This is a genomic window from Pseudoalteromonas sp. ABE4_541, assembly GCF_056312285.1.
This window is the reverse complement of sequence record NZ_JBSVEM010000007.1, coordinates 194,091-217,576: the sequence shown is the minus strand read 5'-3', so window position 1 is coordinate 217,576 and position 23,486 is coordinate 194,091. Positions and strand designations below refer to the sequence as shown.

Sequence of the window (23,486 nt, the reverse complement as noted above, 5' to 3'; positions counted from 1 at the left end):
CACTAATAGCAAGCGTGGTGCAGTTTGACTGGGCTTGCCACTTCAACTTTAAACCTACCAAAGGAAACTTCTATGAATAACTTCGTTAACGTGATCCAAAAATTGGAAGAGCTGAGCGCTCGTGATAGCAACAAAGCCAAAAGCTTAAATTTACTCAACAGTGCGATATACCAAGTGCGCGCCGATATGAACCAATACCTTGATATGCAAGTAACAGACTTACACCGTGTAGAAGACATTGCCGATGTACTGGGCTATGCCGGTCGTGTTGTGGCTGCCAGCGATAACTTGCCTGCCAACCCAATCGAGCCTGCAAACTATGGGGCAACAGAGTTCTTTGCTGGAGATTATTTGCTTGTTAAAGATGGCCCAGACAGAGGCATTTACCCTATTACAATTAACGATGATGGTTTAGGTGGCAAAATCTATGATTTAGATGTGTCACTCAAGCGCTTATTGGGTGATGTTGCCGTTGTTGTGCTTAAACTCGTTGAAAACGATTTAGTACAAAAACACAGTATCCTCAGCCTGTCGAATGACACATGGCAAGAACGTGTTATTGTATCTAACCCTTAATTGTCTATAACCCATGTTTACCACACTGCGTGAACGGTTAAAGCGCTACTTTATTACTGGGGCAAAACCCACTCAGGCGCAGTTTGCCGAGTTTTTAGATGCAGCGCTCATTCAAAGTGATGATGGCATTACCAAGCAGTCGTCGGCAGCAGGGCAAGTACTGAGCTTTTCACTGCCAGAGCACCATCAAGCCAACACGGTTTTTCAACAGAGTGTGTGTATTCAAGGGGATTTAATTGTTGAGGGGCAGCTACTCGGTGCCCCTTCATCAAGCAGTACAACACCCACGAGCCAAGTTTATAGCGCACCGGCAAGCCAAAATACAACCTATGCTAATACGCAATCAGCCAACTTGCCTATTGGGTGTATTTTACTTTACTGCGGCGCACAAGTCCCCGACGGATTTTTAGCTTGTGACGGTCTAAACGGTACTCCTAATTTGGCACCGTTGGTGGACAACTCCATTCAACCCATTCGTTACATTATTAAAATGCGTTGATTATTCTAGATTTTAACGTTAGAAGCATTGAACAGGAATTAATATGCTTGAAATAGCCTCGCTTTCGCCAGCCCCGCTAGCGACACAAATACCAGAGAACGCCTCATTAGCAGGGGAATATAAAGCAACACTGGATGCTGATATTTGGCCTACCACTCCGATGGCGAGTGTGCAAGCGAGTTGGTTTAATCAAGCATGGCTAGAAGCCTATGCGCAAAGCATCGTTGCTTGGCTGTACGATGGTGTTAATAACCAGTTATTTAACTTAAATAAACCTATTTATATAGTGCAAGCACAAGCTGGTGCTGGGCAATTTGGTTTGGCTTTGCTAGATAAACTGATTTCAGCACTGGCGCAGCCTGAATTTACAGATATAAAACTGTGTTATCTTTTTGCCGACGCAGAGCAACTTGTATTAGCTAAGCTCACTGAGCACCCTTACTTTAAACATTATAAGCAGCATAACCTAGTGAGCACCTTGCACTGGCAGCTAGATAAAAATATGCAGCTACCTGAGTATGATAACAATGAAAATTGGCTAGATTTTACTGCCAATCCCACGGTATTTATTGCCAATGGCGTATTGTCGCAATTGCCACAAATGGTGCTCCAAGTACATTATCAAGACTTGTACATAGCGCAAGTTGCCAAGTTGCTTTTAGAAAGCAAATCACCGTTAGCGTTGCCTCTGGCATGGGAAAAAGCAGGGGCTCGAAAAAATGAGAAAACCACACCTAATAATCACTCGCAATTAGCTTATCGTTGGCAAAACACGAGCATAGAGCAGGTGATGTCACAACTCCCTGAACAAGTTAAGGCGCATTTTACTCGGGTATTACACCGCTATTCACAACAAGGCGTTTGTCAAACGTTCGCCTTACCAGTTTCAGCATACAGCTTACTCTTTGGACTTGAGCAATCATTGTGCGAGGGAAGTTTAATGCTAGTGAGCGATTTTTCGACAGATTCGGATGGTGATATCACACTTCCCAAAAACGACAACGAAGTAGGTATAAGGATTCCGATCAATTTCTCGGCATTATTGGCAGAAAATACGCCATTTTCACAGTTGATAGGCAGCAGTCATCAATGTAAAAAATCTACTTTGATGCATGTTAAATCGAGTCAAACACAGCAACTATATAGGCATACACAGCAGACGTTTTATCGTTACTTCGCTAAGCAATCGCCTGAAGATTGTGAGCGCATCATACAAAGCCTAGCTGGGGCGACTAAGGCTCTGAATAACAAGCAAATATTAGCGTTTATGCGCCAATATGAGTATGAACCTAAGCTTCTAGCTCTTTTTTTACCACGCTTGCTAGAGCAGGGAGTGCCAAGTGATTTAAGGCTGACTTGGCATCAAGTATTAGCACAAGTTTGGCGGGTTTATGTGCCCTCGTTCAAGCGCGATGAATTTATATTCCAGTTGGGGCTATTTACTATTGATTTAAGTTATTGGCAATTGGCGAAAAAGTGCTTTTTGGCTTTAATGGAACTGGATGAACCTAACACAGCTTGTTTACATAACTTGGCGCTGGTGGCACATGCTACAGGACAAGAAAAACTCGCCATGCAGTGCATCGAACTTGCGCTGGAGTTAAGCCCAGATGATAAACAAGCGCGACAGCTACATAATGATATTGCAGCCTATCAAACGCGCCTTACACAACTTACTTGGTTTGAGCATGCAATCAATCACTGCGTTGAATTGGATGATAATCAGCAGTTGCAATTGCTGCCGTTAGGTCAGCAGCATTTGGGTGAGTTTTACTTGCAGTACCGACGTAAGGACATTGCTCAGCGCCTTCGCGGTGTAAAACTCGACAGCTTTGCGCAACTTGAGCAACAGTGGCCCCATTGGCAGCAAGAAGGTGATAATGGACAAAAAGCACACTTAGCCTTAATACACAGCGCATTGGGTTTTGTAGGTGGTGTTGTAATTGATTTAGAGTCTCAGCCCGAGTCTACACAAGGTGAGCAGATTGAAGAGCAAGCACAACCATGCCCAACCGTTTCAGCAGCCAGTGCCCATCTATCATTTTGGATTGGTAGTGATTATCAAGGTCAAGGGTTTGGCAAAATGGGTGTTGAACTAGCGGTTGAGCATATTCACATGCTTGCTCAGCGTATAAATATTAAACAAACAACCACTTCTGCATGGAGGCATAACACCGCTTCACGACGTATTTTGCAACACATAGGGTTTGAAGAGTGCGGTAATGCACAAGGTGAAGGGAGTGAACAAGAGGTGTTTTATTGTTTGAATCTATATCTTAAAAATAAATGAAATGTAGTTAAGTTGAAAAAACGAGCAGTAAAAAATGAATAGGACTCGCCTGAAAGGTATGGGTAAACCGTTTTAGTAAACATCAGCTGCTTATACTAGCAAAAAGCATTGGTGCGGTGCTTCGCTAAGTATATTAAATATTGGCTGAGCTGGGTAAAAGGCAGAGTGGAAAATAGGAATAAGGTTAAACAGCCATTCGAGGCAGGTGCTTTTGCGCTTGTATCGTTAGAGGGCAAATAAAGTGAATGTCTTGTTTTTTCCAGATAATAAGCGGCTAACATCCTAGATTTATGACTTTTCCACGAGTCTTAACTGAAGCGCAAGACCTGATCTCAAAGCTTATAAAGTGCTCCTAAAACATTAAGAGGAAAGTATCAGGTACTCAATATTTATTTTGGGTAATTAGCAAATAAGAGAGGAAGCATGGATCAAAAATATGAACCTAATGTAGAACAAGTAAGGGAAATAATCAGCAAGCGGCCCGGTGCTTGGGATAGATTTATAGGCACTTTGAGCTTTAGGCTAACTAAAGTCGATAAGGTTAATAAAGCTATTCAAGAAGGAATGAGAAACACCACTCAATCTTACAAAAATTGGCTTGTAGAGAGTAAAGGAAAGTGGAGTAGCACTCATATGCCTGAGTTAAACGATGATGAGGTCCTATTCGAAAATAACACGCTTGGGGTGTGGTCGAACTCACTTAATAAACCATTAGATAATTCTATCTTAAGTGGTATATGGGTAAACTCAATTGTGACTCATCATTCGAATGAACTACATAAGATTTTAAACTATCACCCTGTGTATCTTTTTGAAGAAATTGAAACTTTTCACACTAGATGGCTGCAAGGTGAAACACTTGTTCAAAAAGATAACCCGCAAGCATCGCAGCAAGGGCAAAATCCGAAAATTAATGGACAAAAACCTTTAAGAACGGAACAAAATAAAGGAGCCGCACGCCAATGGAAGCTCGATATCATTAAACAGTATCGAAAGGGTCGGGAATGGATGGATAGTTTTAATGACGTTTTAGGCAGTTTATTAGATCTTGACGGGTACATTTCGGAGGTCAGAGAAAGCTCTTTAATGTCAGATGTAATAAATACGACGATGGCAGGAATATGGGTCGGGTTTAGAGAATCCTCTTGGGCAGAGCCTGTTGCGTCAGTAGTTGGGAATTCTATACCTGTTTTAGGTGATATTCGGGACTTATTGACACACCCATCAGAATATCAATTGACGAGTAGCTCAAAGTCGAGAATAGAAACAGCTATGACAGCAGGACCTGATTATTTGAAAGATGTTATTACGTCTATAAATGGAGATACAGAAAGGGAGTAGTCATGGAGTCAGGTCTTATGTTTTTAGTTTCTCTCTAGAAACACATCCCCAGCTTTCCATTCGCAAAATTACTAGAGTCTGAGTCGCAAAAAAACAGGTTGAACTTGCGGTTTAACATATTCGAATGCTTGCTACGCGTTTAAAGATCACACAAATAACTACTTCTGTTTGGGTGCATAATCAGGCTTCTAGGCGTATTTTGCAACGCATAGGGTTTGAAGAGTGGAGAAATGTACAAGGTGTAGGGAGTGAGCAAGAGGCGTTTTATTGTAATTGTCCACTTCCCGTTAGTGACAGGAGTGCTCGAGTTTAAAAGTGTCTTTCTGATGGGAAAGTGAATAACTAACGAGGAACAAAATCATTCCTCATTTTTACTTATTAGACTTAAATACAGGAGAAACCAATGAATGTAATACGAAAAGAGATTCCTAAAAAAGTAGCCGAAAAAGGTACTGAGCTTATACCATGGAAAAAAATTGATTATAGGCTTATTTTGGGTGAGGGTCAGGACAGAATTCGTTATGCTGCTGCATTAGCAGGATATAAGGACCCTGATCGTGTCTATTTTCATATTAAGGATTACTGGAAGGGGGTAGTACAGCCAGCACAAGATCTTGGTTTAAAAGGGTATGACTATTGGGCGGAGACAGTGCAACTCAACCGAAAGTGGGTAAATCATATGGCAATGTATGGTGTTGGTTTTATTGATATAGGCTTTGATAGAGCAAAAAATAGGAGTCCGTACTACCAGGCTGAGCTAGAAGAATTAGATGAGCTACAAATTCCATTAGAACCGATGCCTGATGATTTAATTGAAAGAGCAAACGAGCTAGCCAAGAAGTCGAGTCGTCCACAAACGCCAAAAGCTGTTAAAGACAAGATTGAGCAACTCAAGAAGTGAAGGTATGTAAAGAGTAAGAATAATCAAGACACCCACTTTTATTTGCTTATTTTTTATTCATTTCCTACCTTTTATCTATCTGATTAAAAGGTAGGCATACGTCATGGCAACAGCACGTAAAAGACAGGTAAGTTTGGTTGATACGAAATACTATCATTGTATTTCACGGTGTGTTCGCCGTGCATTTTTGTGTGGAGATGACACGATAACAGGCAAAAGCTATGAACATCGCAGGCAATGGGTAGAAGACAAACTGCTAGCACTTGCCAAAGTGTTTTGTATCGATGTGTGTGCATATGCGGTGATGAGTAATCACACCCATATTGTGTTTATGTGGATGATAAAAAAGCCCTGCGGTTGAACGATAAAGCCATACTTATTCGCTGGCACAAGTTATTTAAAGGCACGCTACTTACGCAGAAGTTTCTACAAGGCGATAAGCTGGATAAGGGGCAGCAATTCATTTTAAATCGCACAATAGCTGATTATCGGGAGCGATTGGCGGATATCAGTTGGTTTATGCGCGTGCTCAATGAAGATATTGCCAGAAAAGCCAATAAAGAAGATAACTGTACAGGTCGTTTTTGGGAAGGGCGCTTTAAATCTCAAGCGCTTTTAGATGAAGCCGTCTTGGCAGCCTGTATGGCGTATGTTGATTTAAACCCCATCAGAGCGAAGATGGCAAAAAAAGGAATAAACAAGACACCCACTTTTATTTGCTTATTTTTCATTCATTGCCTACCTTTTAGTTATCTGATTAAAAGGTAGGCAATCGTTATGGCAACAGCGCGTAAAAGACAGGTGAGTTTGGTTGATACGAAGTATTATCACTGTATTTCGCGGTGTGTACGCCGTGCATTTTTGTGTGGGGATGACACGATTACCGGTAAAAGCTATGAGCACCGCAGGCAATGGGTAGAGGACAAGCTTTTAGCGCTTGCCAAAGTATTTTGTATCGATGTGTGTGCTTATGCGGTGATGAGTAATCATACCCATGTTGTGTTGTATGTGGATGATAAAAAAGCCCTGCGGTTGAACGATAAAGCCATACTTATTCGCTGGCACAAGTTATTCAAAGGCACGCTACTTACGCAGAAGTTTCTTCAAGGCGATAAGCTGGATAAGGGGCAACAATTCATTCTAAATCGCACCATTGCAGATTATCGAGAGCGACTGGCGGATATCAGTTGGTTTATGCGTGTACTCAATGAAGATATAGCTAGAAAAGCCAATAAAGAAGATAACTGCACAGGTCGTTTTTGGGAAGGGCGCTTTAAATCTCAAGCGCTTTTAGATGAAGCCGCTTTGGCAGCCTGTATGGCGTATGTTGATTTAAACCCCATCAGAGCGAAGATGGCGAAAACACCAGAAGACTCTGACCACACCAGCGTGCAAAAACGCCTTGATGCTGTAAAAAATAACGCCGCGAAAGAGGCAAAACAACCCAAGCAACTCGCCCGTTTCGCAGGCAGCCCCAGAAAGCACATGCCCAAAGGGCTCCCTTTCGAATTAAAGTCTTACCTAGAGTTAGTCGAACTAACCGGCCGCTGTATGCGAGAAGATAAACGCGGACACATAGAGCAGCACACATTGCCTATTTTAGAGCGATTAAACATTGCCCCTGAAAACTGGTTAAAACTCACCACACAATTTACCCTAGTGTTTAAAGGTGCAGTAGGGCGGCTGAATAAACTTGATGGCTACTACGCGCATTTAGAAGTAAAGCGGCGAGCCAGTATAGGTCATTGTAAGCAACTGTTCGGCTGAACTATCCGATAACCTCAAACGAAACACCACTCACCATTATGCTGATACAGTAGGTGGAGTCGTGCCTGATACTTTGAAATTAAGCCTAAATATCTCTGATAAAAGCAAAAAATAATGTGAAGACGCGCTTTTGACGGACAAATGTCAAAGGCAGAGGTTTATGTATTTTGTTTACTTGATAATTTAAATATGGCTGTCTTGGTTTGCACTTGGTCTTGGTTTGCAGTTCTGTGACAGATAAACTCTCTGCGGAAGCTTGGTTAGCACCCGCTTTCGGTATGTCATAGTGAACCTTCCCTACAAAACCCATCTATCCATACGTGCACATCCCAGTGCACATTTAAAACCATTCCAATTAACTGCAATTCACCCAACGACGAAAAGGAAACTTATGTTTAAAAAACGTCTACAATCTCAATCTTCACATAGTAGAGCCGCGATGCTTGCACAACAAGTACAACCGATACAACCTAATAGCAAAGGGTTAAAAAAGAATGGTGCGCCAGTTAGCCTAGCTGAGTTTTTAAGGGACCTTGAAACGACTCGTGGAGCTGGCGGTATTAATCCACATAATCTTGCTATTAATAGGAGCTTGGCAAACTACGTATATACTTACTTTAACGTTGTACTGTCTCAAGTAGACACTGCAATTGGCACTGCATTACGGGCATATTGGAATGCATTAACGGGAGGGCATGAATATTTGATTAAAAGTGCTAAAAACTTGACTGAGCTTGAGCAAGAATTTGAAAGCGTGCCAAATCAAAGTAAAGCAGAGGAAATTCTGTCGGGCGCAAATGCTAGTCTCGTAGTTGTTTTTCGCGGTACCAACCCAAATCAAGCAAAAAAGATATTGGACAATATGACACTCGGTGGAGAGGCGAGTGCTGGCGTTAATTTGCCTAGCCCCGGTGAGGCGGCGGCGCAAGCGCAAACGGGGCTTAATATTAAAGAAACTGAGCATGGGCGAATTGAAGAGTGGTCTACTCAAGATGGTGGTTTAACCGGGTTTGCTACGGATGGGGTGATGTTGGTCGCGCTGGTTAATCGAGATTCAGTCGCGACAACGAGCCTTACCTTTGGCGAGCAAGGGGCAACAGGGTATGCCCGACAACCGTTAGCTGAAGTCGCGATATACGAAATGGGTCGTCAGTCACTGTCTAGTGATGAAGTCAAATTACTTGATGCAGCCAAAAAGTCATTTAACTTGGAGCATGGTATACAAGATAAAACCCATGCAAAACCACAAGCCCTAGCAAATATTGATCCATCTAATCCTTACATGGATTAAGGTGAGGCTGATTTTTGACAGATCTTTAAAAAGAAAAAGGGCCAAGTTTCTTGCTTCACAACGAATCTCACAACTAATTTAAACTACGCTTAGTCAACGTGTGTAATTAGATGATTTAAGATGTTAAGGCCACAAAGGGTTGAGTTTCCCATGAGCTCTATTATGTGATGCAGGCTAGGACGTTTAGCTGGTGGGCAGTGAAAGAGTGCACTTACAGTGCTCGGAGGTACTAGAAGTTAGGAGCCAGTTTGCTTTTATTACCCTAGATAAAGCAAAATGATAGGGAAATACAAGGGTACTGAATACGCTCCTAAAATCTAGTCAGAACTGCATTTTGTGATTACATCGGTTTTTCAGGATGTAGTACTGATGATGCAGGTCTTACTGGGTGCAGTACTGACGAAGCAGGTCTTACTGGGTGCAGTACTGACGAAGCAGGTCTCACAGGGTGTAATACGCTGCTACCACCAACTACTTTTTTTAGTGCTTTTAGGTTTAATTCTTTTTTCATTTTATCTTCCTTAGAGGTGTCTGATAAATAAAATATCCACCATCAATACTTCTGATTGGGTAGCTCTACGAGAATTATTATCTCGACTGCCTGTCAATGTCATTCTATTAAATCATATAGAGTTTGAATCTCTATTAGGGACAGGCTAATTCGATGCTAACATCATGACTATATGATTTCAAACAGTGTGAAGCCTATTATTGAATAAAATAATAAAGAAGATTTAAATATGTATGTACAAGTAGGATGCACAAAGGAAATGAGAGAATATCGGTAGCTAATACAGCCATTCAGAAAAAGAAATGTGAAGCAAGTTGTTGGTTTTGAGGTAAATCATCCAGATGACTGTGAGTCAATACAAACGCAACCGGAAGCAAACAGCTACTTTTTCTAAACAACTTTGCCGTTCAAGCAGAGCAATAGCCAAAACACAAAGGCTTACAATGCTGAATATTCTTATGATGAATGATGACAACAGTCAGCACTGCCGCAAGGCATATCGTTGATTTATAAGATGGCACCATAGTCATGACGGTGAATGAACAAGTTGCAGTACGTTAAACGGTATATCGTAATAAAATCTGTGCAAAACTCAGCCTTGTTCAACACATTTACTTATAATAGCTCCACACAATCTGGCTGTCGGGTATCACATATTTTATATCGCTAGTCAGTCGCGTAACCACACCACTTGATACTTCTTCTTTGGCATGAATGCCGATAGTTGAAAAAGGGTATTCATAAAATTCGTATTTGATTTGCGTGATCACACCCTCTAAATCAAAAATTTGTCTTCCAAACTTAAATTGCGTGTCAGACAAAACAGTTACCCATGGTGAATGGCCACACACCCTAAAATAAGATGCTAGAGGCTTACTTTTTGCAATCTCAATTGCGCGATTATCATTGTCAATGAATACGAAAACAGTACACAGCGCGAGTAACACGGAGATCAATCCATAGACTAGCGAGTTTAAATTTGGCATTGATTCTCTCCTATCTTGATTGGCTGAACTCACATTTCGTACGCACTTTATGAATATGGTTGAATTGTTTGTACCTAATAGATAACAGCAAAGCGTTAAGGTGGTCAAGCCTTGCTTTTGTCGTGTAGATTCATAAAGGTTTTTAATTCAATAAATTAATATTGAAACAAAGCTTATTCCTCGGCTCGAAATTAGTTCTACACACCGTTTTAGCATAAAAAGCACGGCCTTAAACTCGAAGATAAGCTAAAGTAACACAAAGTATTCGCTAAGAAGGAACATGCTGTGAAACTGCCCCTAGCTTGTAACGCTTACTACTATTCAAACTTTATGTCGGATGAATTGAGCGCGTCATTACTTAATTGGCTCATGAGCGAATTTGATTTGTCAGAACCTGAAGAGATAGAGTTTCCAGATGGTAGGCGGAGCAGTATCTTACCTTGGCGTATGATGTTTTTAGCGCCGAATTTGGCCAGCTCGGATCAGTTTCCTTTACACCATGGTCGCCGCGCGGATACGTGTGCTGAGCTTGAGCAATTAAGGCAGCAAATTGCGCAATGTACGGGGATGAATTTAGCTGTTGCGGTGTGTTTGTATTATCCAAATGGCGAGGAAAGCCTTGGTTTTCATAGTGACTTACCTGCTTTTGGTTCCACGGATGTAATCGCCTCAATAAGCTTAGGTGCACAGCGAGAGTTTTTAATTCGTTCTCAAAATGAGCCGAGTGAACAACAAAGTGTCACCTTAGAACATGGATCATTGCTTGTGATGGGCAAAGGTTTTCAAGATATGTATGAACATGCTGTTGCCCGTGGCACCAGCGACATGGGGCCTCGATTTAATATCTCATTTCGGCAGTTTGGTAACGCGCAATCAGAGGCCAGAGCGCTTGAGTCATAGGTTAAATGCGTTACTTAAATTGAATTTAAAATTAACTGGTTACAGTTGTTAGTGAGGTTAGCGTGCTTCAAATTTTTTAGAAAGGAGAAAGCGCCTGCTTTTAAAAGCCAATTGGTGCTTCTCCATTTGTGATGAGTCGTTCCAGGTACCGAAGCTGTTATAGCGTCTTTTTCTTAGCGTAAATCAACAATCACGTTTTCTACTGAAGGATTAACGGCCACTGCCAGTTGTTTGAAGCGAGGCGGCCCCATCAATCTTGGGTTATTGCTAAACCCGTATGGCTCATTGGGAATGCCCATGAAGTTACGGCCTAGTTTTCCGTCATTGTCCACATCTTGATAGACCATAAAGCCATATTCACCATCGGGTACATCTTTGAGTGTAAAGCTAACCGTATCGGCAGAGGCGGGCTTGTTGGTTGTATGCCACGCTTTATATTGCTTTAGTCCTTCCTCAGAGTTGTAAACGGCTACATTTATAACGCCCTGATGTGTTTCAACACCGGTGACCGTTAAAGTCACATCTTGTGCCAATAAATGTGTGCTGAAAAGGGTTGTTGCTAGCAGTAAAGATTTGATGCTGTGATTGATTGTTTTCATTATAAGTAATCCTGTTTCGTTTGATTTGTTTGTTTCGTTTAATGTAGGGCTACTATATAAAATGATTTTCACTGTGACCTGTGTGAGATGTCATGACATGGCATTACAAATGTCATCAATGGGATAAAAAGAAAGAATTTAATCCCAAGTGTTCGGTGGGATGGCTCATTTCAGTGCCTTTGCGGTGTTACTGACTAAAGCTCTTCAGCTGGCGCTACCAAGAAAATAGTCGCGATTAGGGCGCAGAATTTTTGCGCCTTATTTACTACTTACTCACCTAAGCTCAATTGCACACTAAACTCTTGTTCATCATGCTTAGAAGCAAAAGTCACGTTAAATCTTTGCATAAGTGCGTTGACTAACTGTAGCCCTAATCCAAAGCGCTCTTGGCTAGGCCCAGTAAATTCATCTTGCCCGTTAGGGTTGCTAAACGTCACTTTTGATTGGTTAATGTCTATTTGCCAATATTTGTCGCTTGGCGCGGCTTGGCAATGGTGGACAACATTGGTGAGTAAATTGAGTACCACCAGTTCTAAAACAACTTCAGGCACAGGCAATATCAATGGCTTTGATTGGTCACACTCATTTATTTTGACGTTAATTTGGTGCATTTCTAATAACGTGTGAGATTCCTCAAGCACGTGTTCTATCACGTCAATAACACAGCTTTTGTGACTTTCTTGTGCGTCAGAAGTTAGCCATAGCAAAGCGCTGCTGATGCGGTGCATTCTCGTGATGGATTTTTCCAAGCGCTGATATGACTTTAGTTTTACAATGGTTGGCTCAGAAGCACCAATCAGCTCCATTGAGTGTGACATAACTTGTAAAGGCGTTCTGATCTCATGAGCCATACCCTGATTAAAAGCGATCTGCGTTTGCAGCATATGGTTTTGCTGTTCCAGTGCATCAATCAGCTTTTTGCTAAGTAGCTGAATATCTTGTTCTTCGATATTATCCAGTTCGGCTTTCACCTCACTTATTTGTGTGCGCTCTTTAGCAAGGATACGGTACATTCGGTTAAATGGACTTAAGGCTTTTTCCGATAGCTTTGTTGAAAACCAGTAGGTTAAGAGCAAAGTAGGCAAGAGCATAAATAGTAACAGTAGTAAAATATCATCAATAACTCGGGTGATGATGCCAAGCTTTGAGCTGTTGAGTATGAGTACCCCGTGCTCCGTTTTCATAAAATGAAAATGCTGATCCGCTTGTTTAAACTCGCCAAAGTCATCTTCAAACTCGAAGTACTTCTTTTGCTCGCTGTCAGAGACTTTGAATTGAGATGTGTCTTTTAGCCAGTCGTAGTTTTCGGGCAATGAGGCGCCTTTTTGTATGGCGCGATAGGTTTGTTGTAACTGATCTTTAAACACGGCATCTTCAAGTGCAAAAACAATGAAAAGCGTCATGAAAGAAAATAGCGTAAACAGCGTTAGCGCAAGCCACATACTGTGTTGTCTAACTCGAGATAGCAACGTAGGTTGCTTTGCATGTTTAAATAGCATCGTTTTCATCTACCAAAAACTGATAACCAACGCCTTTAACAGTTTCAATAAAAGGCTGTTGAAATGCCGCTTTTAGTTGCTTTCTGAGCTTATAAATATGTGCTCTTAGCGGATCGCTATCAGGGGTATCGCTGGGCCATAAGTGTGCGTGGATGGTGCTTGTTTTAACCACGTTAGGAGCATTGGTCATCAATAGTTTTAATATTTCGTAGCCCACTGTGTGCAGTTGTAGCGAACGGTTTTGATATGAAAATAATAGTGTATCGTCATCTAATGAGGCTCCAGCATAAGCGGTTACTTGTGTTAATGAAGTACGCGAAGCTGATTTCATTAATCCAACATCAATGCGTGCTGATAGCTCAGCAAATGAGAAGGGTTTTTTTAAATAATCCCAAGCACCAGATTTAAACCCCTGAACAATGTCTTGCTCGTGAGATCGCGATGACATCATGATCACCGGAACTTTAGATAAATGCTGACCTAAAGCATTATCAGATAAATAACGGCAAATGTCATACCCATTAACAAAAGGTAAGTTGATGTCCAATAGGACAAGTTGATATTGATGCTGTTCAAGCAAGGCAAGCGCTTGCTTGCCTGTGTAAGCAAAGTCGAGCTCATGGCCTTTTGGCTCTAAGAACTCGGCAATACCTTGTGCAATATCCATATCGTCTTCTACCACGAGAATATTTGCCATTTATTATCCTTTATTACTACCTGATACCCATGCCTGTTGAAGATTGCTCAGAACGATTTTCAATGAGTTTATAAATGTGCGGAATAAGCCATTTCTCCAGGGCGATCCAGCCATCTTCTACTTGCATCATCGCAACGACTTCAAGCTGTGATTTAGGGTCGCTCCAGAACACGGTTCCCCCCATGCCTGCCCAAAAGAATGAACCTTGTTGACGCAGATCGCCCGCTGTTTCTTTAACTCCTACACCGTAACCAAAGCCCGCACCTTTGTACAGCCTAGGCATGAAATGGGTATCGAGCCCCTGTGTTTTTGAACTCAGCATCATGTCGATGAGTTGCTCAGATAATAGCGTATGCCCGTTAAATTTACCTTTATTAGAAAGCATGGAAACAAAGTTGCCGTAGTCCATTGCGCTGGATACGAGACCGCCACCGCCAGAAAGTAATGCTGGTTTTTCAAGGTATTCGCTCTCTGCTCCTTCTTCAACAAATAGGAGTTTCTCTTTATTGTAAGTATGCGCTTCCTCAAAGGTTGAAGCGTCATATTCATACATATCAACGAGTCTGTGTTGTTGGTTTTTAGGTACAAAAAAATGTGTATCTGCCATGTTCAGCGGTTTAAAGATGTGCTCAGCGAGGTAAGTGTCTAGGGTCTGTCCGCTCACTTTTTCTATAATAGCACCCTGTATATCGCTCGCAATGGAGTATTCAAAACGCTCCCCAGGCGCAAATTTAAGGTCGATACCGGATAGATCATCAACCATATCATCTAAGGTGTTATTTCGGCTTAATGGGTTGGCGAGCAAGTAGCGAATATCGACCCAATTTTTAATCCCACCGCCATAGCCAAAGCCGGCTGTATGTGAGAGTAAATGATGAACCGTAACGATTTGTGGCTGATTATCTACCTCGAACACCTCAAATTCAGGCAAGAATTTGCGAATGTCGTCATGCAATGCAATTTGGCCTTTTTCGACCAACTGTAATAAGGCAACTGAGGTAATGGGTTTACTCATGGAAAAAAGACGAAATAGGGCGTCTTTGGCCATCGGTCGTGGTTTATCCACATTGACTCGACCGTAGGCATTGTAGTGCACTAATTTATTTTGATGTTTGACCATCAGGACCATACCGGGAAGTTGGTGCTCAGCAAGCAGCGCTTCTATGTTTGTCTCTAGCGCATTTGCTGCACTTTGTTGATGAGTCTGTTGAACTATATTTGTAGGTTGAATAGTCGGTGCTGCTAGGCTGGTTGTCGCGATACCCAGTAAAGCCGCTGAGATGATACAAGCTAATGTACTTTTCGCTGCACTAAATGTTGAATTACGCATTGTGATACCTTAATGGTTAGGTTTGTATTTGTTGCGTAATAGATTAAATCAGCCTAAGTAAACTCAATGTAAAATGCACAGGGAAGAATAAATGAAAGCAACACACAAACGTGTTGCTTTGCATAGCGTGTTATAATACCAATCCGCAATAACCCTTATTTTTCAATCTGTCGACAAGGTTTCCTTGCTCCAAAACAGACCACTTAGTTAAACGGGTTAATGGTATAAGGTATTTTTAACCTTGCGCTTAAAACACTTCCACAGAATATTCGCGACGTTGTTCTTGCTCATTAATATGCCAAATTTCAACGGCGCGCGTTGTACCACCTGTGCTTTTACAAATTAATTCGCTAACAAGGACATTGGCACGGGCGTTGTATTTAGCCTCGCCTGTTACAGAGAAAGCATCGCTATGGAAATCAAACTTGTGGCGCTCATTTAAAAGTTCTGGCGCTTGACCAACTAACGTCGCTGAGCGGCAGTAGCCATTTGGCTCATTGGTCGTTAGGTTGAGCTGTGCATTATAGGTGACATCTTGAAAGTAACCTGGATTGCGTCCGTTGGAGTCAACCCAATTAGCGACCTCAAGTTGACTGTTAAAAGTCACTTTTGGTGCCGGAGCAAGTTTATGTCTTAAGGTTTGACGATTGCCCTGCTCATCGGTGCATGTTGCTTCAACATATTTTTCTTTATGTTCGTGTCCTTTGGGAATGTTACCTGACAAGATCTGAAAATCAGCCGACAGTACGGTGATGAGAGCATCTGTGTTTTGGTCATAAACTGCTGCGCTTTGGCAAGGCTCACGGTTTGTATAGTGCGGTGTGTAAATACGCACGTCGTAGGCTGAGCTTGATTGTGTCACCATCGCTTCTACTGGTGCGTTATAAAAAGTTGTTACACGGCCTGCGTTGCCGTCAGTGTCATAAACGACTGGTGATGCGGTTGCGCTATGGCTTACAACTCCAAATGTAAGTGCAAGTACGAGTTTTTTCATTGTCATTTCCTTGTTTTAAATAGTCACTGAGTTGAATACTCTGTTTTACATTAAGCGGGTTATTGTCCCTTTTAAAGTGAAATTTTTGAGATTGAAATTTATACAGTCGAATTTGTTTTTCACACTTCTAGGGATGAAGCGTCTAACAAATAACAGCTCGATTTTGCAGAATAAGGATTAACATGCCACTTGTATGTGTTGATGGTGCGGCCATTAAAATTACTGTGAATGGCGCACAGCAATTGGTAAAAACCAGTGACAAAATTTCTTCGGCAACAAAAAACAAATTCTCTCAAGGGGGGAAAGCGGTGCTGGTGGAAGATGATGTCAAACAGTGGTTACAAACATTTCAATCTAATTATGACAATGCTGCGTTTAAAGGCGGTATCGCCATGGGCAAGGCGATTTCAGGCAAACCCAATTTAACCGTTAAAGGGAAATCTAAAACGGGTTTGGTAACAAAAGATACCAAAGTGATGGCGCTGTTACAGGTATCCAAGCCTGCACAAAACCCGCAAGGGGCGCCCGACCCGGCTCCCGTGATCAATATTAGTATTGAGTTTACCGATGCGGGACAAACAAAGTTAACCGTGGCTTAAGTGAGGCGAGTTAAGGGGATGTAATAAAGGCCTCTTTGAATCGGTTTTCTTCAATGTAAGTTGATAAAATTTCATTGTATTCGCCACTTTCTTGAATTTGCGCCAGGCCAAGGTTAAAGCGCGTGATGATCTGCTCAGCATATGGGTGCTCCTTACTCACTCTAATGTGCAGTGGCCAGCGAATAAGCGCTGGGAAGTACGCTTCCAATTGACTAAATTCAGGGGTTTTTGAGCGTTCATATTCAAAGGCGAGATAATCGGCTATGGCAAGTTCAGCCCTGTCTTTGAGCACTAACTCTAAGCAGGTATGTAAATTGAGTACGTCGGTGATGGTTAATTCATCAATACCATCGAGTAACGCGTGATAACTGTATCTACGCACAGTGGCTACACTCCGAAAGCGCAAGCTTTCAATACCTTGATAGTCGATTGAGTGGGTCTTTTTACTAATGAGTACCAGTTCATTGTGAAAGTAAGGTGCGCTGAAGAACATGCTTTTACGTCTTTGTTTGGTTGTCCACAGTGCTGCGACCAAGTCTACTTGATTGTTTTCAACCATCATTACAATGCGGCTGAATGGAGCTGTTTTTAACTCAAACTCAATTCCTTGTGCTTGAAAGGCTGCCGAAACAAGGTCATTGATTAGACCGTGTCCACTTTCTTTCATGTAGGGGGGTCATGCGTTGTGTCCTCCTATCAGCTTGGTTATTTCAGACTGAGCTTGAACAGAAGTTAAAACAAGTAAAAGAACTAAGTAAATGAGTCGCATTGTCATAAATACACCCGCTAACAGCTGCTTATTAATAGTTTAGACCAAGCGTATAAATTTACTGAGTTGACCATTTGTGACTTAAGTTCAAAGTCGTTATTCACAATCTTAAATAGGAGATGCTTATGGGATTATTGTCAGCGTTATTCACGTCAAATGCACAGGCGCCTGTAGCTGCGATAGGCTCTTTGCTTGACGAGTTGTTTACCAGTGATGAAGAAGCATTGAATTTGGAAATACTCAAACAGCGAGTGGCACAGCAACCCAATCTCGTGCAAAGCAAAATTAATCAAGTTCAAGCTTCTCATCGCAGTTTATGGGTGGCTGGTGCGCGACCATTTTTAATGTGGGTATGTGGCTTAGGTTTTTTATTTGCGTTTGTCGTTAACCCAATTTTACAGTGGTTGTGGCCTGAGGTTGGTACGCCTCAACTCCCACTTGATGCCATGATGGAGTTAACACTTGCCATGTTAGGGCTTGCCGGTTTGCGCACGGTAGAAAAGCTACAAGGTGTTGCACGATAAACACTTGAACATCATTCACTTCAGGTAATTTTAAATTTTATTTTCACACTTCTCATAGTCCATCGTCTTCTTTGCACAAATTAAAAAATTCAACATCAGTTGTGACTGATGAGGCGGAGCCGTGGGACAACCCACACAGTCTTCTGAGTGCCAAGCAAGGCCCGCCAAACGTTTATCCATTTTTATTGGTGGGTAGGCCTTTATAAAAGACTTGCTTGGCACTCACTCCATAATTCTTGCCGTTTCGGCTTTTAAGAATGCGTTCTATTAACTAAAGGAAATACTATGTCTCAATATAAAACCCCTGACGTCTACGTAAGAGAAAAATCAATTCTACCGCCGTCAGTTGCTGAAGTGGCTACGGCTATCCCAGCGTTTATTGGTCACACCACAAAGCTGAACGAAGCCGGTGATGCTGCCAACTTCTTAAACATGCCGGTACGCATCACTAGCATGGTTGAGTTTGAAGCAAACTTTGGTGGTCCTTACCAAGAAAGCTTTACCGTACTTGTCAAAGACACAACGAACAGTAGCTTTAAAATGGCGGACTCGACGCCTAATGCTCAATTCTTCTTGCATCAAGCAGTGAGCCACTTTTTTGCTAACGGTGGCGGTGCTTGTTATGTGGTTTCTATTGGCAGTGCAGGCACTATGGCTGCAAAAGAAGCTTACACGGCTGCAATTGACCTGTTAAACAAGGTAGATGAGGTAACACTGATTTCATCACCAGAAGCAATAGGCTTAGATGAAACGGGTCACTATGAAGTGCAAAACAAAGCACTTAAACACGCAGAAAAACGCATGGACCGCTTTGCTTTGGTTGATGTGCAAATGCAAACAACACCTGATGGCACAACTGCAATTGCGCATGATTCAGCACGTTTACGTGACAAAGTCACGCAAGGTCTTAAGTATGGCGCATCTTATTATCCTTACTTAAAAACAACGATGGCGCGTAGTTACGATGAAACGGCGGTCATGGTCACTCTGGTTGAATCAATTGATCAAGCAACTCAAGAAGTGACTTACAAAGATGTTGCCTTGTCGAAACTTGGAGACGATACAGCGGACAATATGGACTACAACGCGCAAGTGTATAACGCGGTTAAAGCACAGCTTGCGAAAAACTATCTTGTGTTGCCACCGTCGCCTGCAATTGCTGGTGTAATGGCTAAAACGGATAAAGACCGTGGTGTTTGGAAAGCGCCTGCAAACGTGGCGTTATCACAAGTACTTGCACCTGTATTGGCAATCGATAGCACTGAGCAAGAAAACCTAAACGTAGATGCGATTTCAGGTAAATCTATTAATGCTATCCGTACGTTTGTGGGCAAAGGCACGCTTGTATGGGGTGCTCGTACGCTTGCTGGTAATGATAATGAATGGCGTTATGTATCCGTTCGTCGCCTATTTAACATGGTTGAAGAGTCAATCCAAAAAGCAACGCAGTTTGCGGTGTTTGAGCCTAACACGCCATTCACATGGTTAAAGCTTAAAACCATGATTGAAAGTTATCTTGAAAACTTATGGCGTCAAGGTGCGTTCTTTGGTGAGTCACCAGCGCAAGCGTTTTTCGTCAATGTAGGTCTTGGTCAAACTATGACCGAAGACGATATCAACAACGGCATTATGAATATTGAAATCGGTCTTGCGGCAGTTCGCCCGGCTGAGTTTATTGTGCTGACATTCTCGCATAAGAGCCTAGAAGGCTAATGAACCCAACCAAGATTGGTTGAGGCACTTATTTATACGTTTCTAGGTTCTCTCAGCCAATCTTTCCTCTTGTTTATTTTTACCTGAGTTGCTGTGCAACTTAGGTGTCAGAAATTATTATTTTTTGGAGTTTTTATGGCTACTACAGCAGCAGACATCGCAGCAGAATATCCGATCCCGGTCTATCGTTTTGTCGTGAGCTTTGGTGAAGAGAGCATCCCGTTCTCAGAAGTATCAGGTTTAGATATCGGCGTTGAAACTATCACCTACAAAGATGGTTACGGTAAGAAGCACATGCCTGGGCAACCAACGGATGTGAATATCACACTCAAGCGTGGTTTAGTGCGTCAGAAGAGTCAGTTCTATGATTGGATCTCATCTATCAGCTTAAACTTGGTTGATAAAAAAGACATCACGATTTCACTAACAAACGAAGACCGTTCGCAACCGTTAGTGACTTGGAAGGTGATCAATGCATTCCCTAAAAAGCTGACTGCACCAAGCATTAATGGTGGTTCAAATGAGGCAAGCGTTGAGTCATTAGAAATGATGGCAGACGACATTAAGATCGAATTCCACTAATTTTCTTTCTCCTTGTCTTGGGCACATTTGTGCCCTTTTTTGGACATTATTATGATTCAAGAACTTACCACACCTATGGTGGGGTATCGTTTTGCGGCTTTGATCACGTCGGCGGCGATACCTAACCCAATCGATATTTTCTTTAAAGAGATCAGTGGGCTTAAAGTCAATCGAACCATTGAATACGACGGTAATCGTGCAACGGTAGGCAGCAACAAACAAACGCGCACATTGACTTTTAAGCGTGGGGTGTTGCGCACGGGCAGTACACTCGAAATCACCAACTTTATTAGCTTGCCACAGTGGAATCAGTTTGCTGTTCGCAACGATATTCTGATCACTTTACTGAATGACAACAATTTGCCAACTAAGGCTTGGCTCGTGACGCGTGCATTTATGGAAAGCTGGGAGTGGGATAGCTTAGATGCGACCCGCAATGATGTGCTGATTGAATCCATTACGTTTAGTTATCAAAACTTAGTCACGGTGCCAATTCCTTTCACTTGATAAAACAGAACAAGGAGTGCGCATGGAAATTCAATGTGATGCCATTCGTATCAAAGCCAGTTTATCCGAACAAGATGAACCTGAGAGTAACGACGGACAAGCGCAGCAGGCGAGTAATACTGATGCTTCAGTGATTAATAACCAAATTGAACAATTAGAAAAGTCACTTAAGCGCTACGTTGATAAACAATTTCAGCAATTTACTAGACAAAAAAGGCCATAAAGATGATAGGTATTGGCGCAAACGCGGCTGGGTCTCCGCTATGTAAAGTGACCTTTTATAGCAAAGTAGAGCGTGGTTCTGGTAATCAACTCGCGGAGCTAACTTTGCCTTATGATGCAAAATCTTTGCAAACTAGTTATGCCAACGATATTCAAAAATCGCAGACCATCGGTGCCGAGAGTGGGGCAAGCCAATACCAAAAGTCTTCACCCTCTAAACTCACCATTACTTTTCTGTTGGATGACACCATTATTGATTTGCCCACCGAGTTGATTGCCAAATTAAGTGGGGATATAGATACCGAGAAGCATATTCAAACTTTATTAAAGTATGGAACTGCGGTGCAAGGTGAAACACATGAGCCAACCTATGTCACCATTCAGCCACTGAATATGACGCTCAATCATGGCCCTAGCGGCACTTTTGACGGCATGTTGTGCACCACCAAAGTAGAAACTGAGTTAGTTGATAACAAAGGCCGTCGCTTAAAAGCCAAAGTGCATTGTTGCGTGGTGGAGTGTTTGTCAGAAAAAGAGATCAAACAGAAATCGGGCAAAAGCTCACCCGATTTGACTCATGTAATTCAGCACCAAGCGGGTGATTCTGTGTTAATTCAAAGTGCCAAGATTTATGGTAATCAACAGTTTGTACACCAAGTAGCCAAGGTCAATCGCTTAGCGTCTATTCGCAGTGCCGAAGTGGGAGCGTCCATCCTCTATCCACCTTTGGAGCGTTAATATGGATTTGCGATATACCATTACCGTGGAAGGTGCCAAGGTGAGTGAAAAAATCGCTGTGCGTGAAGTACGGGTGAAAAATGGCGTGAACCAAATTTCACAGCTGTGTTTGTTGATTGAAGATGGCGACATGGCCAAAGAAACCTTCACAAAAGCAGACGAAGACTTATTCAAAATGGGCAAAGCCATTGAGGTCAAAGCGGGCTTTGGCGATGGTGAACAAACTCTCATTTATAGCGGTATTATTACCGCGCAAAGTATCGGTTATGAACGTCAACCGTTTTTGCGTATTGAAGCCAGAGCTGATGCCATTAAACTTTGTCAAAATGCCATGAGTAAGCTGTATGACGACAAGACCAAAGATGGCGATATATTAAGCGACTTACTAACAACTTATGGTGCAGCTGCGGGTGACATTGCAGCGAGTCAAATTGAACACCAACAATTTTTGGTGGTGGATGAGCAGCCTTGGTCGCTCTTTATGCGCCGCGTATTATGTAACGGTTTTGCATTTTTCAATGATGGTAAAAATCAGGTGGTGGATTTAGCCAAACACACCCCGACCGCTCACGAATTTAACGTGGCAATGGATGGTTGCGTTGATTTTGAATTACAGTGTGACGTCACTGCACATCTTAAAAAATTACAGTACAGTAGCTGGGACATCAAAGAGCAAAAACTCAATGATAATGCTGACCCCGCCGCGCCAGCGGCCAAATTTAAAACCCATGCCGATGCCGATACGGCGCTCGCTATCCCTGATACTTTACGATTAGCGCAAGCGCCGATAGATAAGTTAGAGCTCGCAGCCAAAGCCAGTGCCGAGCAATATTATCGTATGCTCGATATGTATCAAGGTTCTGTGCGTGTCGACATGTCAGCCAGCAAGGCACCGACTAAGGTTAAACTTTTGGATGCGTTGACGCTTTCAGGAGTTGGCAAGCAATATGCGGGCGATTATGTGGTGGGGGAAATACATCACCATTTATCCAGCGATGGTTGGTTTTGTGATTTTATTTTTGGTGTGCCACTGGCTCTGAGTCTTTGCTCTGACTATATAAACACGCCATATACGCCCATTTTGGTGGGTAAAGTCGCGGCCTTTAAAGCCGACCCTCAAGCTTTGCATCGTATGCCTATATTGCTACCCAGTGCCAGTGGTGATAAGCCGCTTTGGGCTAGACTCGCCAGCCCTTTTGCGGGGACTGAAGAGGGGTTGTTTTTACCACCTGATCTCGATACGGAAGTACTTGTGGGCTTTATCGGTGGAGATAGTCGGCATCCCGTTATTTTGGGAGCGAGTCACAACCCTAAAGCCAAACCCCCATTTGAATATGACGATAAAAACGAGCAGCGAGGTTTGTTCTTTAAAGAGCAAGCGCTGGCGTTGCAATTTACCCTCAAAGAGCCGCTGCTGACGATACAAGCCAGTGCTGATCATACCGTGATGTTTGATGCCAAAGAAGGTTTCAAACTAACCCAAAAAGATATGACGTCCTTGGTGGCGGGCGAGTCACTTAAGGTTGAAAGTAAAGATAAATCAACCTTAGAAGTGGCCAAAGCCATCAATGTTAAAACTTCAGACAGTATTACCCTTGAAGGTAAAGGAGTCGATGTGAAATAGCCTCTATGGAGGCCAAAAACAAGGAGC

The 23,486-nt window shown here is 42.4% G+C and carries 24 protein-coding genes and 1 pseudogene; 17 read left to right on the top strand and 8 right to left on the bottom strand.

Annotated elements, in window-relative coordinates; translation table 11 throughout:
- Nucleotides 1-72: 72 nt before the first annotated feature.
- The 8 genes and pseudogenes from ACW689_RS09445 (at nt 73) to ACW689_RS09410 (ending at nt 8,665) form a co-directional block, all read left to right on the top strand.
- Nucleotides 73-576 carry a hypothetical protein gene (locus ACW689_RS09445; protein ID WP_476290659.1) on the top strand — a complete coding sequence of 168 codons (504 nt, stop codon included), beginning with the start codon at nt 73-75 and terminating at the stop codon, nt 574-576.
- 13 nt (nt 577-589) lie between these two features.
- Nucleotides 590-1,075, top strand: coding sequence for a hypothetical protein (locus ACW689_RS09440; RefSeq protein ID WP_476290657.1), 486 nt, complete (start codon nt 590-592; stop codon nt 1,073-1,075).
- Between the two features lie 43 nt (nt 1,076-1,118).
- On the top strand, nt 1,119-3,365 hold the full coding sequence (locus tag ACW689_RS09435) for a GNAT family N-acetyltransferase (protein WP_476290655.1): 2,247 nt from the start codon (nt 1,119-1,121) through the stop codon (nt 3,363-3,365).
- A 423-nt stretch (nt 3,366-3,788) separates the two neighbouring features.
- The gene (locus tag ACW689_RS09430; RefSeq protein WP_476290653.1) at nt 3,789-4,706 is read left to right on the top strand and encodes a hypothetical protein; all 918 of its coding nucleotides are present in this window, start codon (nt 3,789-3,791) and stop codon (nt 4,704-4,706) included.
- A gap of 403 nt (nt 4,707-5,109) precedes the next feature.
- A complete protein-coding gene (locus ACW689_RS09425) occupies nt 5,110-5,607 on the top strand; it encodes a hypothetical protein (protein ID WP_476290651.1) in 498 nt (165 codons plus the stop codon).
- Nucleotides 5,608-5,710: 103 nt separating this feature from the next.
- Nucleotides 5,711-6,291: pseudogene (locus ACW689_RS09420) on the top strand (transposase); the annotation flags it as partial.
- Between the two features lie 93 nt (nt 6,292-6,384).
- Nucleotides 6,385-7,374: a transposase gene (locus ACW689_RS09415; protein WP_476290649.1), complete on the top strand. Its 990-nt coding sequence runs from the start codon at nt 6,385-6,387 to the stop codon at nt 7,372-7,374.
- Between the two features lie 391 nt (nt 7,375-7,765).
- A complete protein-coding gene (locus ACW689_RS09410) occupies nt 7,766-8,665 on the top strand; it encodes a hypothetical protein (protein WP_476290647.1) in 900 nt (299 codons plus the stop codon).
- 340 nt (nt 8,666-9,005) lie between these two features.
- Here ACW689_RS09410 and ACW689_RS09405 read toward each other — a convergent pair whose 3' ends face one another.
- Both ACW689_RS09405 and ACW689_RS09400 read right to left on the bottom strand, forming a co-directional pair.
- Nucleotides 9,006-9,176 carry a hypothetical protein gene (locus ACW689_RS09405; protein WP_476290645.1) on the bottom strand — a complete coding sequence of 57 codons (171 nt, stop codon included), beginning with the start codon at nt 9,174-9,176 and terminating at the stop codon, nt 9,006-9,008.
- A gap of 611 nt (nt 9,177-9,787) precedes the next feature.
- Nucleotides 9,788-10,162 (bottom strand): hypothetical protein, encoded by a 375-nt coding sequence (locus tag ACW689_RS09400; protein ID WP_476290643.1) that lies wholly within the window; start codon nt 10,160-10,162, stop codon nt 9,788-9,790.
- A 285-nt stretch (nt 10,163-10,447) separates the two neighbouring features.
- Here ACW689_RS09400 and ACW689_RS09395 point away from each other — a divergent pair, with 285 nt between their 5' ends.
- Complete coding sequence (locus ACW689_RS09395; RefSeq protein WP_476290641.1) at nt 10,448-11,062, top strand: alpha-ketoglutarate-dependent dioxygenase AlkB; 615 nt, start codon at nt 10,448-10,450, stop codon at nt 11,060-11,062.
- 173 nt (nt 11,063-11,235) lie between these two features.
- On the opposite strand, the gene ACW689_RS09390 is transcribed toward ACW689_RS09395, so the two are convergent.
- The 5 genes from ACW689_RS09390 to ACW689_RS09370 form a co-directional block, all read right to left on the bottom strand.
- On the bottom strand, nt 11,236-11,661 hold the full coding sequence (locus tag ACW689_RS09390; protein ID WP_476290639.1) for a DUF2141 domain-containing protein: 426 nt from the start codon (nt 11,659-11,661) through the stop codon (nt 11,236-11,238).
- Nucleotides 11,662-11,930: 269 nt separating this feature from the next.
- Complete coding sequence (locus ACW689_RS09385) at nt 11,931-13,160, bottom strand: ATP-binding protein (protein WP_476290637.1); 1,230 nt, start codon at nt 13,158-13,160, stop codon at nt 11,931-11,933.
- On the bottom strand, nt 13,150-13,857 hold the full coding sequence (locus tag ACW689_RS09380; RefSeq protein WP_476290635.1) for a response regulator transcription factor: 708 nt from the start codon (nt 13,855-13,857) through the stop codon (nt 13,150-13,152). Before ACW689_RS09380 ends, ACW689_RS09385 begins: the two co-directional genes overlap by 11 nt.
- Nucleotides 13,858-13,873: 16 nt before the next feature.
- Complete coding sequence (locus tag ACW689_RS09375) at nt 13,874-15,187, bottom strand: serine hydrolase domain-containing protein (protein WP_476290633.1); 1,314 nt, start codon at nt 15,185-15,187, stop codon at nt 13,874-13,876.
- A 247-nt stretch (nt 15,188-15,434) separates the two neighbouring features.
- A complete protein-coding gene (locus ACW689_RS09370; RefSeq protein WP_476290631.1) occupies nt 15,435-16,181 on the bottom strand; it encodes a hypothetical protein in 747 nt (248 codons plus the stop codon).
- Between the two features lie 182 nt (nt 16,182-16,363).
- On the opposite strand from ACW689_RS09370, the gene ACW689_RS09365 reads away from it, so the two are divergent.
- Nucleotides 16,364-16,780 carry a hypothetical protein gene (locus ACW689_RS09365; protein ID WP_476290629.1) on the top strand — a complete coding sequence of 139 codons (417 nt, stop codon included), beginning with the start codon at nt 16,364-16,366 and terminating at the stop codon, nt 16,778-16,780.
- Nucleotides 16,781-16,790: 10 nt separating this feature from the next.
- Here the strand turns inward: ACW689_RS09365 and ACW689_RS09360 are convergent, their stop codons facing one another.
- Nucleotides 16,791-17,447 (bottom strand): substrate-binding periplasmic protein, encoded by a 657-nt coding sequence (locus ACW689_RS09360; RefSeq protein WP_476290627.1) that lies wholly within the window; start codon nt 17,445-17,447, stop codon nt 16,791-16,793.
- 227 nt (nt 17,448-17,674) lie between these two features.
- Here ACW689_RS09360 and ACW689_RS09355 point away from each other — a divergent pair, with 227 nt between their 5' ends.
- From ACW689_RS09355 to ACW689_RS09325, 7 genes are all read left to right on the top strand, one after another.
- Entirely contained in the window at nt 17,675-18,073 is a 399-nt protein-coding gene (locus tag ACW689_RS09355; RefSeq protein WP_476290625.1) for a 3TM-type holin, read from the top strand.
- Between the two features lie 285 nt (nt 18,074-18,358).
- The gene (locus tag ACW689_RS09350; RefSeq protein ID WP_476290623.1) at nt 18,359-19,786 is read left to right on the top strand and encodes a phage tail sheath family protein; all 1,428 of its coding nucleotides are present in this window, start codon (nt 18,359-18,361) and stop codon (nt 19,784-19,786) included.
- Nucleotides 19,787-19,921: 135 nt separating this feature from the next.
- Nucleotides 19,922-20,368, top strand: a complete 447-nt coding sequence (locus ACW689_RS09345) for a phage tail protein (RefSeq protein WP_138597422.1) — start codon at nt 19,922-19,924, stop codon at nt 20,366-20,368.
- Between the two features lie 51 nt (nt 20,369-20,419).
- A complete protein-coding gene (locus ACW689_RS09340; protein ID WP_476290621.1) occupies nt 20,420-20,875 on the top strand; it encodes a phage tail protein in 456 nt (151 codons plus the stop codon).
- 22 nt (nt 20,876-20,897) lie between these two features.
- Nucleotides 20,898-21,098, top strand: a complete 201-nt coding sequence (locus tag ACW689_RS09335; RefSeq protein WP_476290619.1) for a hypothetical protein — start codon at nt 20,898-20,900, stop codon at nt 21,096-21,098.
- Between the two features lie 2 nt (nt 21,099-21,100).
- Nucleotides 21,101-21,835 (top strand): CIS tube protein, encoded by a 735-nt coding sequence (locus tag ACW689_RS09330; RefSeq protein ID WP_476290617.1) that lies wholly within the window; start codon nt 21,101-21,103, stop codon nt 21,833-21,835.
- 1 nt (nt 21,836) lies between these two features.
- On the top strand, nt 21,837-23,459 hold the full coding sequence (locus tag ACW689_RS09325; RefSeq protein ID WP_476290615.1) for a phage baseplate assembly protein V: 1,623 nt from the start codon (nt 21,837-21,839) through the stop codon (nt 23,457-23,459).
- Nucleotides 23,460-23,486 lie beyond the last annotated feature (27 nt).

Bases quoted from the DNA above. Each gene is read 5' to 3' on its own strand.
- ACW689_RS09410 (WP_476290647.1), top strand. From the start codon at position 7,766: ATGTTTAAAAAACGTCTACAATCTCAATCTTCACATAGTAGAGCCGCG.
- ACW689_RS09415 (WP_476290649.1), top strand. From the start codon at position 6,385: ATGGCAACAGCGCGTAAAAGACAGGTGAGTTTGGTTGATACGAAGTAT.
- ACW689_RS09400 (WP_476290643.1), bottom strand. From the start codon at position 10,162: ATGCCAAATTTAAACTCGCTAGTCTATGGATTGATCTCCGTGTTACTC.
- ACW689_RS09375 (WP_476290633.1), bottom strand. From the start codon at position 15,187: ATGCGTAATTCAACATTTAGTGCAGCGAAAAGTACATTAGCTTGTATC.
- ACW689_RS09360 (WP_476290627.1), bottom strand. From the start codon at position 17,447: ATGAAAGAAAGTGGACACGGTCTAATCAATGACCTTGTTTCGGCAGCC.
- ACW689_RS09365 (WP_476290629.1), top strand. From the start codon at position 16,364: ATGCCACTTGTATGTGTTGATGGTGCGGCCATTAAAATTACTGTGAAT.
- ACW689_RS09350 (WP_476290623.1), top strand. From the start codon at position 18,359: ATGTCTCAATATAAAACCCCTGACGTCTACGTAAGAGAAAAATCAATT.
- ACW689_RS09370 (WP_476290631.1), bottom strand. From the start codon at position 16,181: ATGAAAAAACTCGTACTTGCACTTACATTTGGAGTTGTAAGCCATAGC.
- ACW689_RS09390 (WP_476290639.1), bottom strand. From the start codon at position 11,661: ATGAAAACAATCAATCACAGCATCAAATCTTTACTGCTAGCAACAACC.
- ACW689_RS09345 (WP_138597422.1), top strand. From the start codon at position 19,922: ATGGCTACTACAGCAGCAGACATCGCAGCAGAATATCCGATCCCGGTC.
- ACW689_RS09380 (WP_476290635.1), bottom strand. From the start codon at position 13,857: ATGGCAAATATTCTCGTGGTAGAAGACGATATGGATATTGCACAAGGT.
- ACW689_RS09330 (WP_476290617.1), top strand. From the start codon at position 21,101: ATGATAGGTATTGGCGCAAACGCGGCTGGGTCTCCGCTATGTAAAGTG.
- ACW689_RS09425 (WP_476290651.1), top strand. From the start codon at position 5,110: ATGAATGTAATACGAAAAGAGATTCCTAAAAAAGTAGCCGAAAAAGGT.
- ACW689_RS09325 (WP_476290615.1), top strand. From the start codon at position 21,837: ATGGATTTGCGATATACCATTACCGTGGAAGGTGCCAAGGTGAGTGAA.
- ACW689_RS09435 (WP_476290655.1), top strand. From the start codon at position 1,119: ATGCTTGAAATAGCCTCGCTTTCGCCAGCCCCGCTAGCGACACAAATA.
- ACW689_RS09430 (WP_476290653.1), top strand. From the start codon at position 3,789: ATGGATCAAAAATATGAACCTAATGTAGAACAAGTAAGGGAAATAATC.
- ACW689_RS09405 (WP_476290645.1), bottom strand. From the start codon at position 9,176: ATGAAAAAAGAATTAAACCTAAAAGCACTAAAAAAAGTAGTTGGTGGT.
- ACW689_RS09335 (WP_476290619.1), top strand. From the start codon at position 20,898: ATGGAAATTCAATGTGATGCCATTCGTATCAAAGCCAGTTTATCCGAA.
- ACW689_RS09445 (WP_476290659.1), top strand. From the start codon at position 73: ATGAATAACTTCGTTAACGTGATCCAAAAATTGGAAGAGCTGAGCGCT.
- ACW689_RS09440 (WP_476290657.1), top strand. From the start codon at position 590: ATGTTTACCACACTGCGTGAACGGTTAAAGCGCTACTTTATTACTGGG.
- ACW689_RS09355 (WP_476290625.1), top strand. From the start codon at position 17,675: ATGGGATTATTGTCAGCGTTATTCACGTCAAATGCACAGGCGCCTGTA.
- ACW689_RS09385 (WP_476290637.1), bottom strand. From the start codon at position 13,160: ATGCTATTTAAACATGCAAAGCAACCTACGTTGCTATCTCGAGTTAGA.
- ACW689_RS09340 (WP_476290621.1), top strand. From the start codon at position 20,420: ATGATTCAAGAACTTACCACACCTATGGTGGGGTATCGTTTTGCGGCT.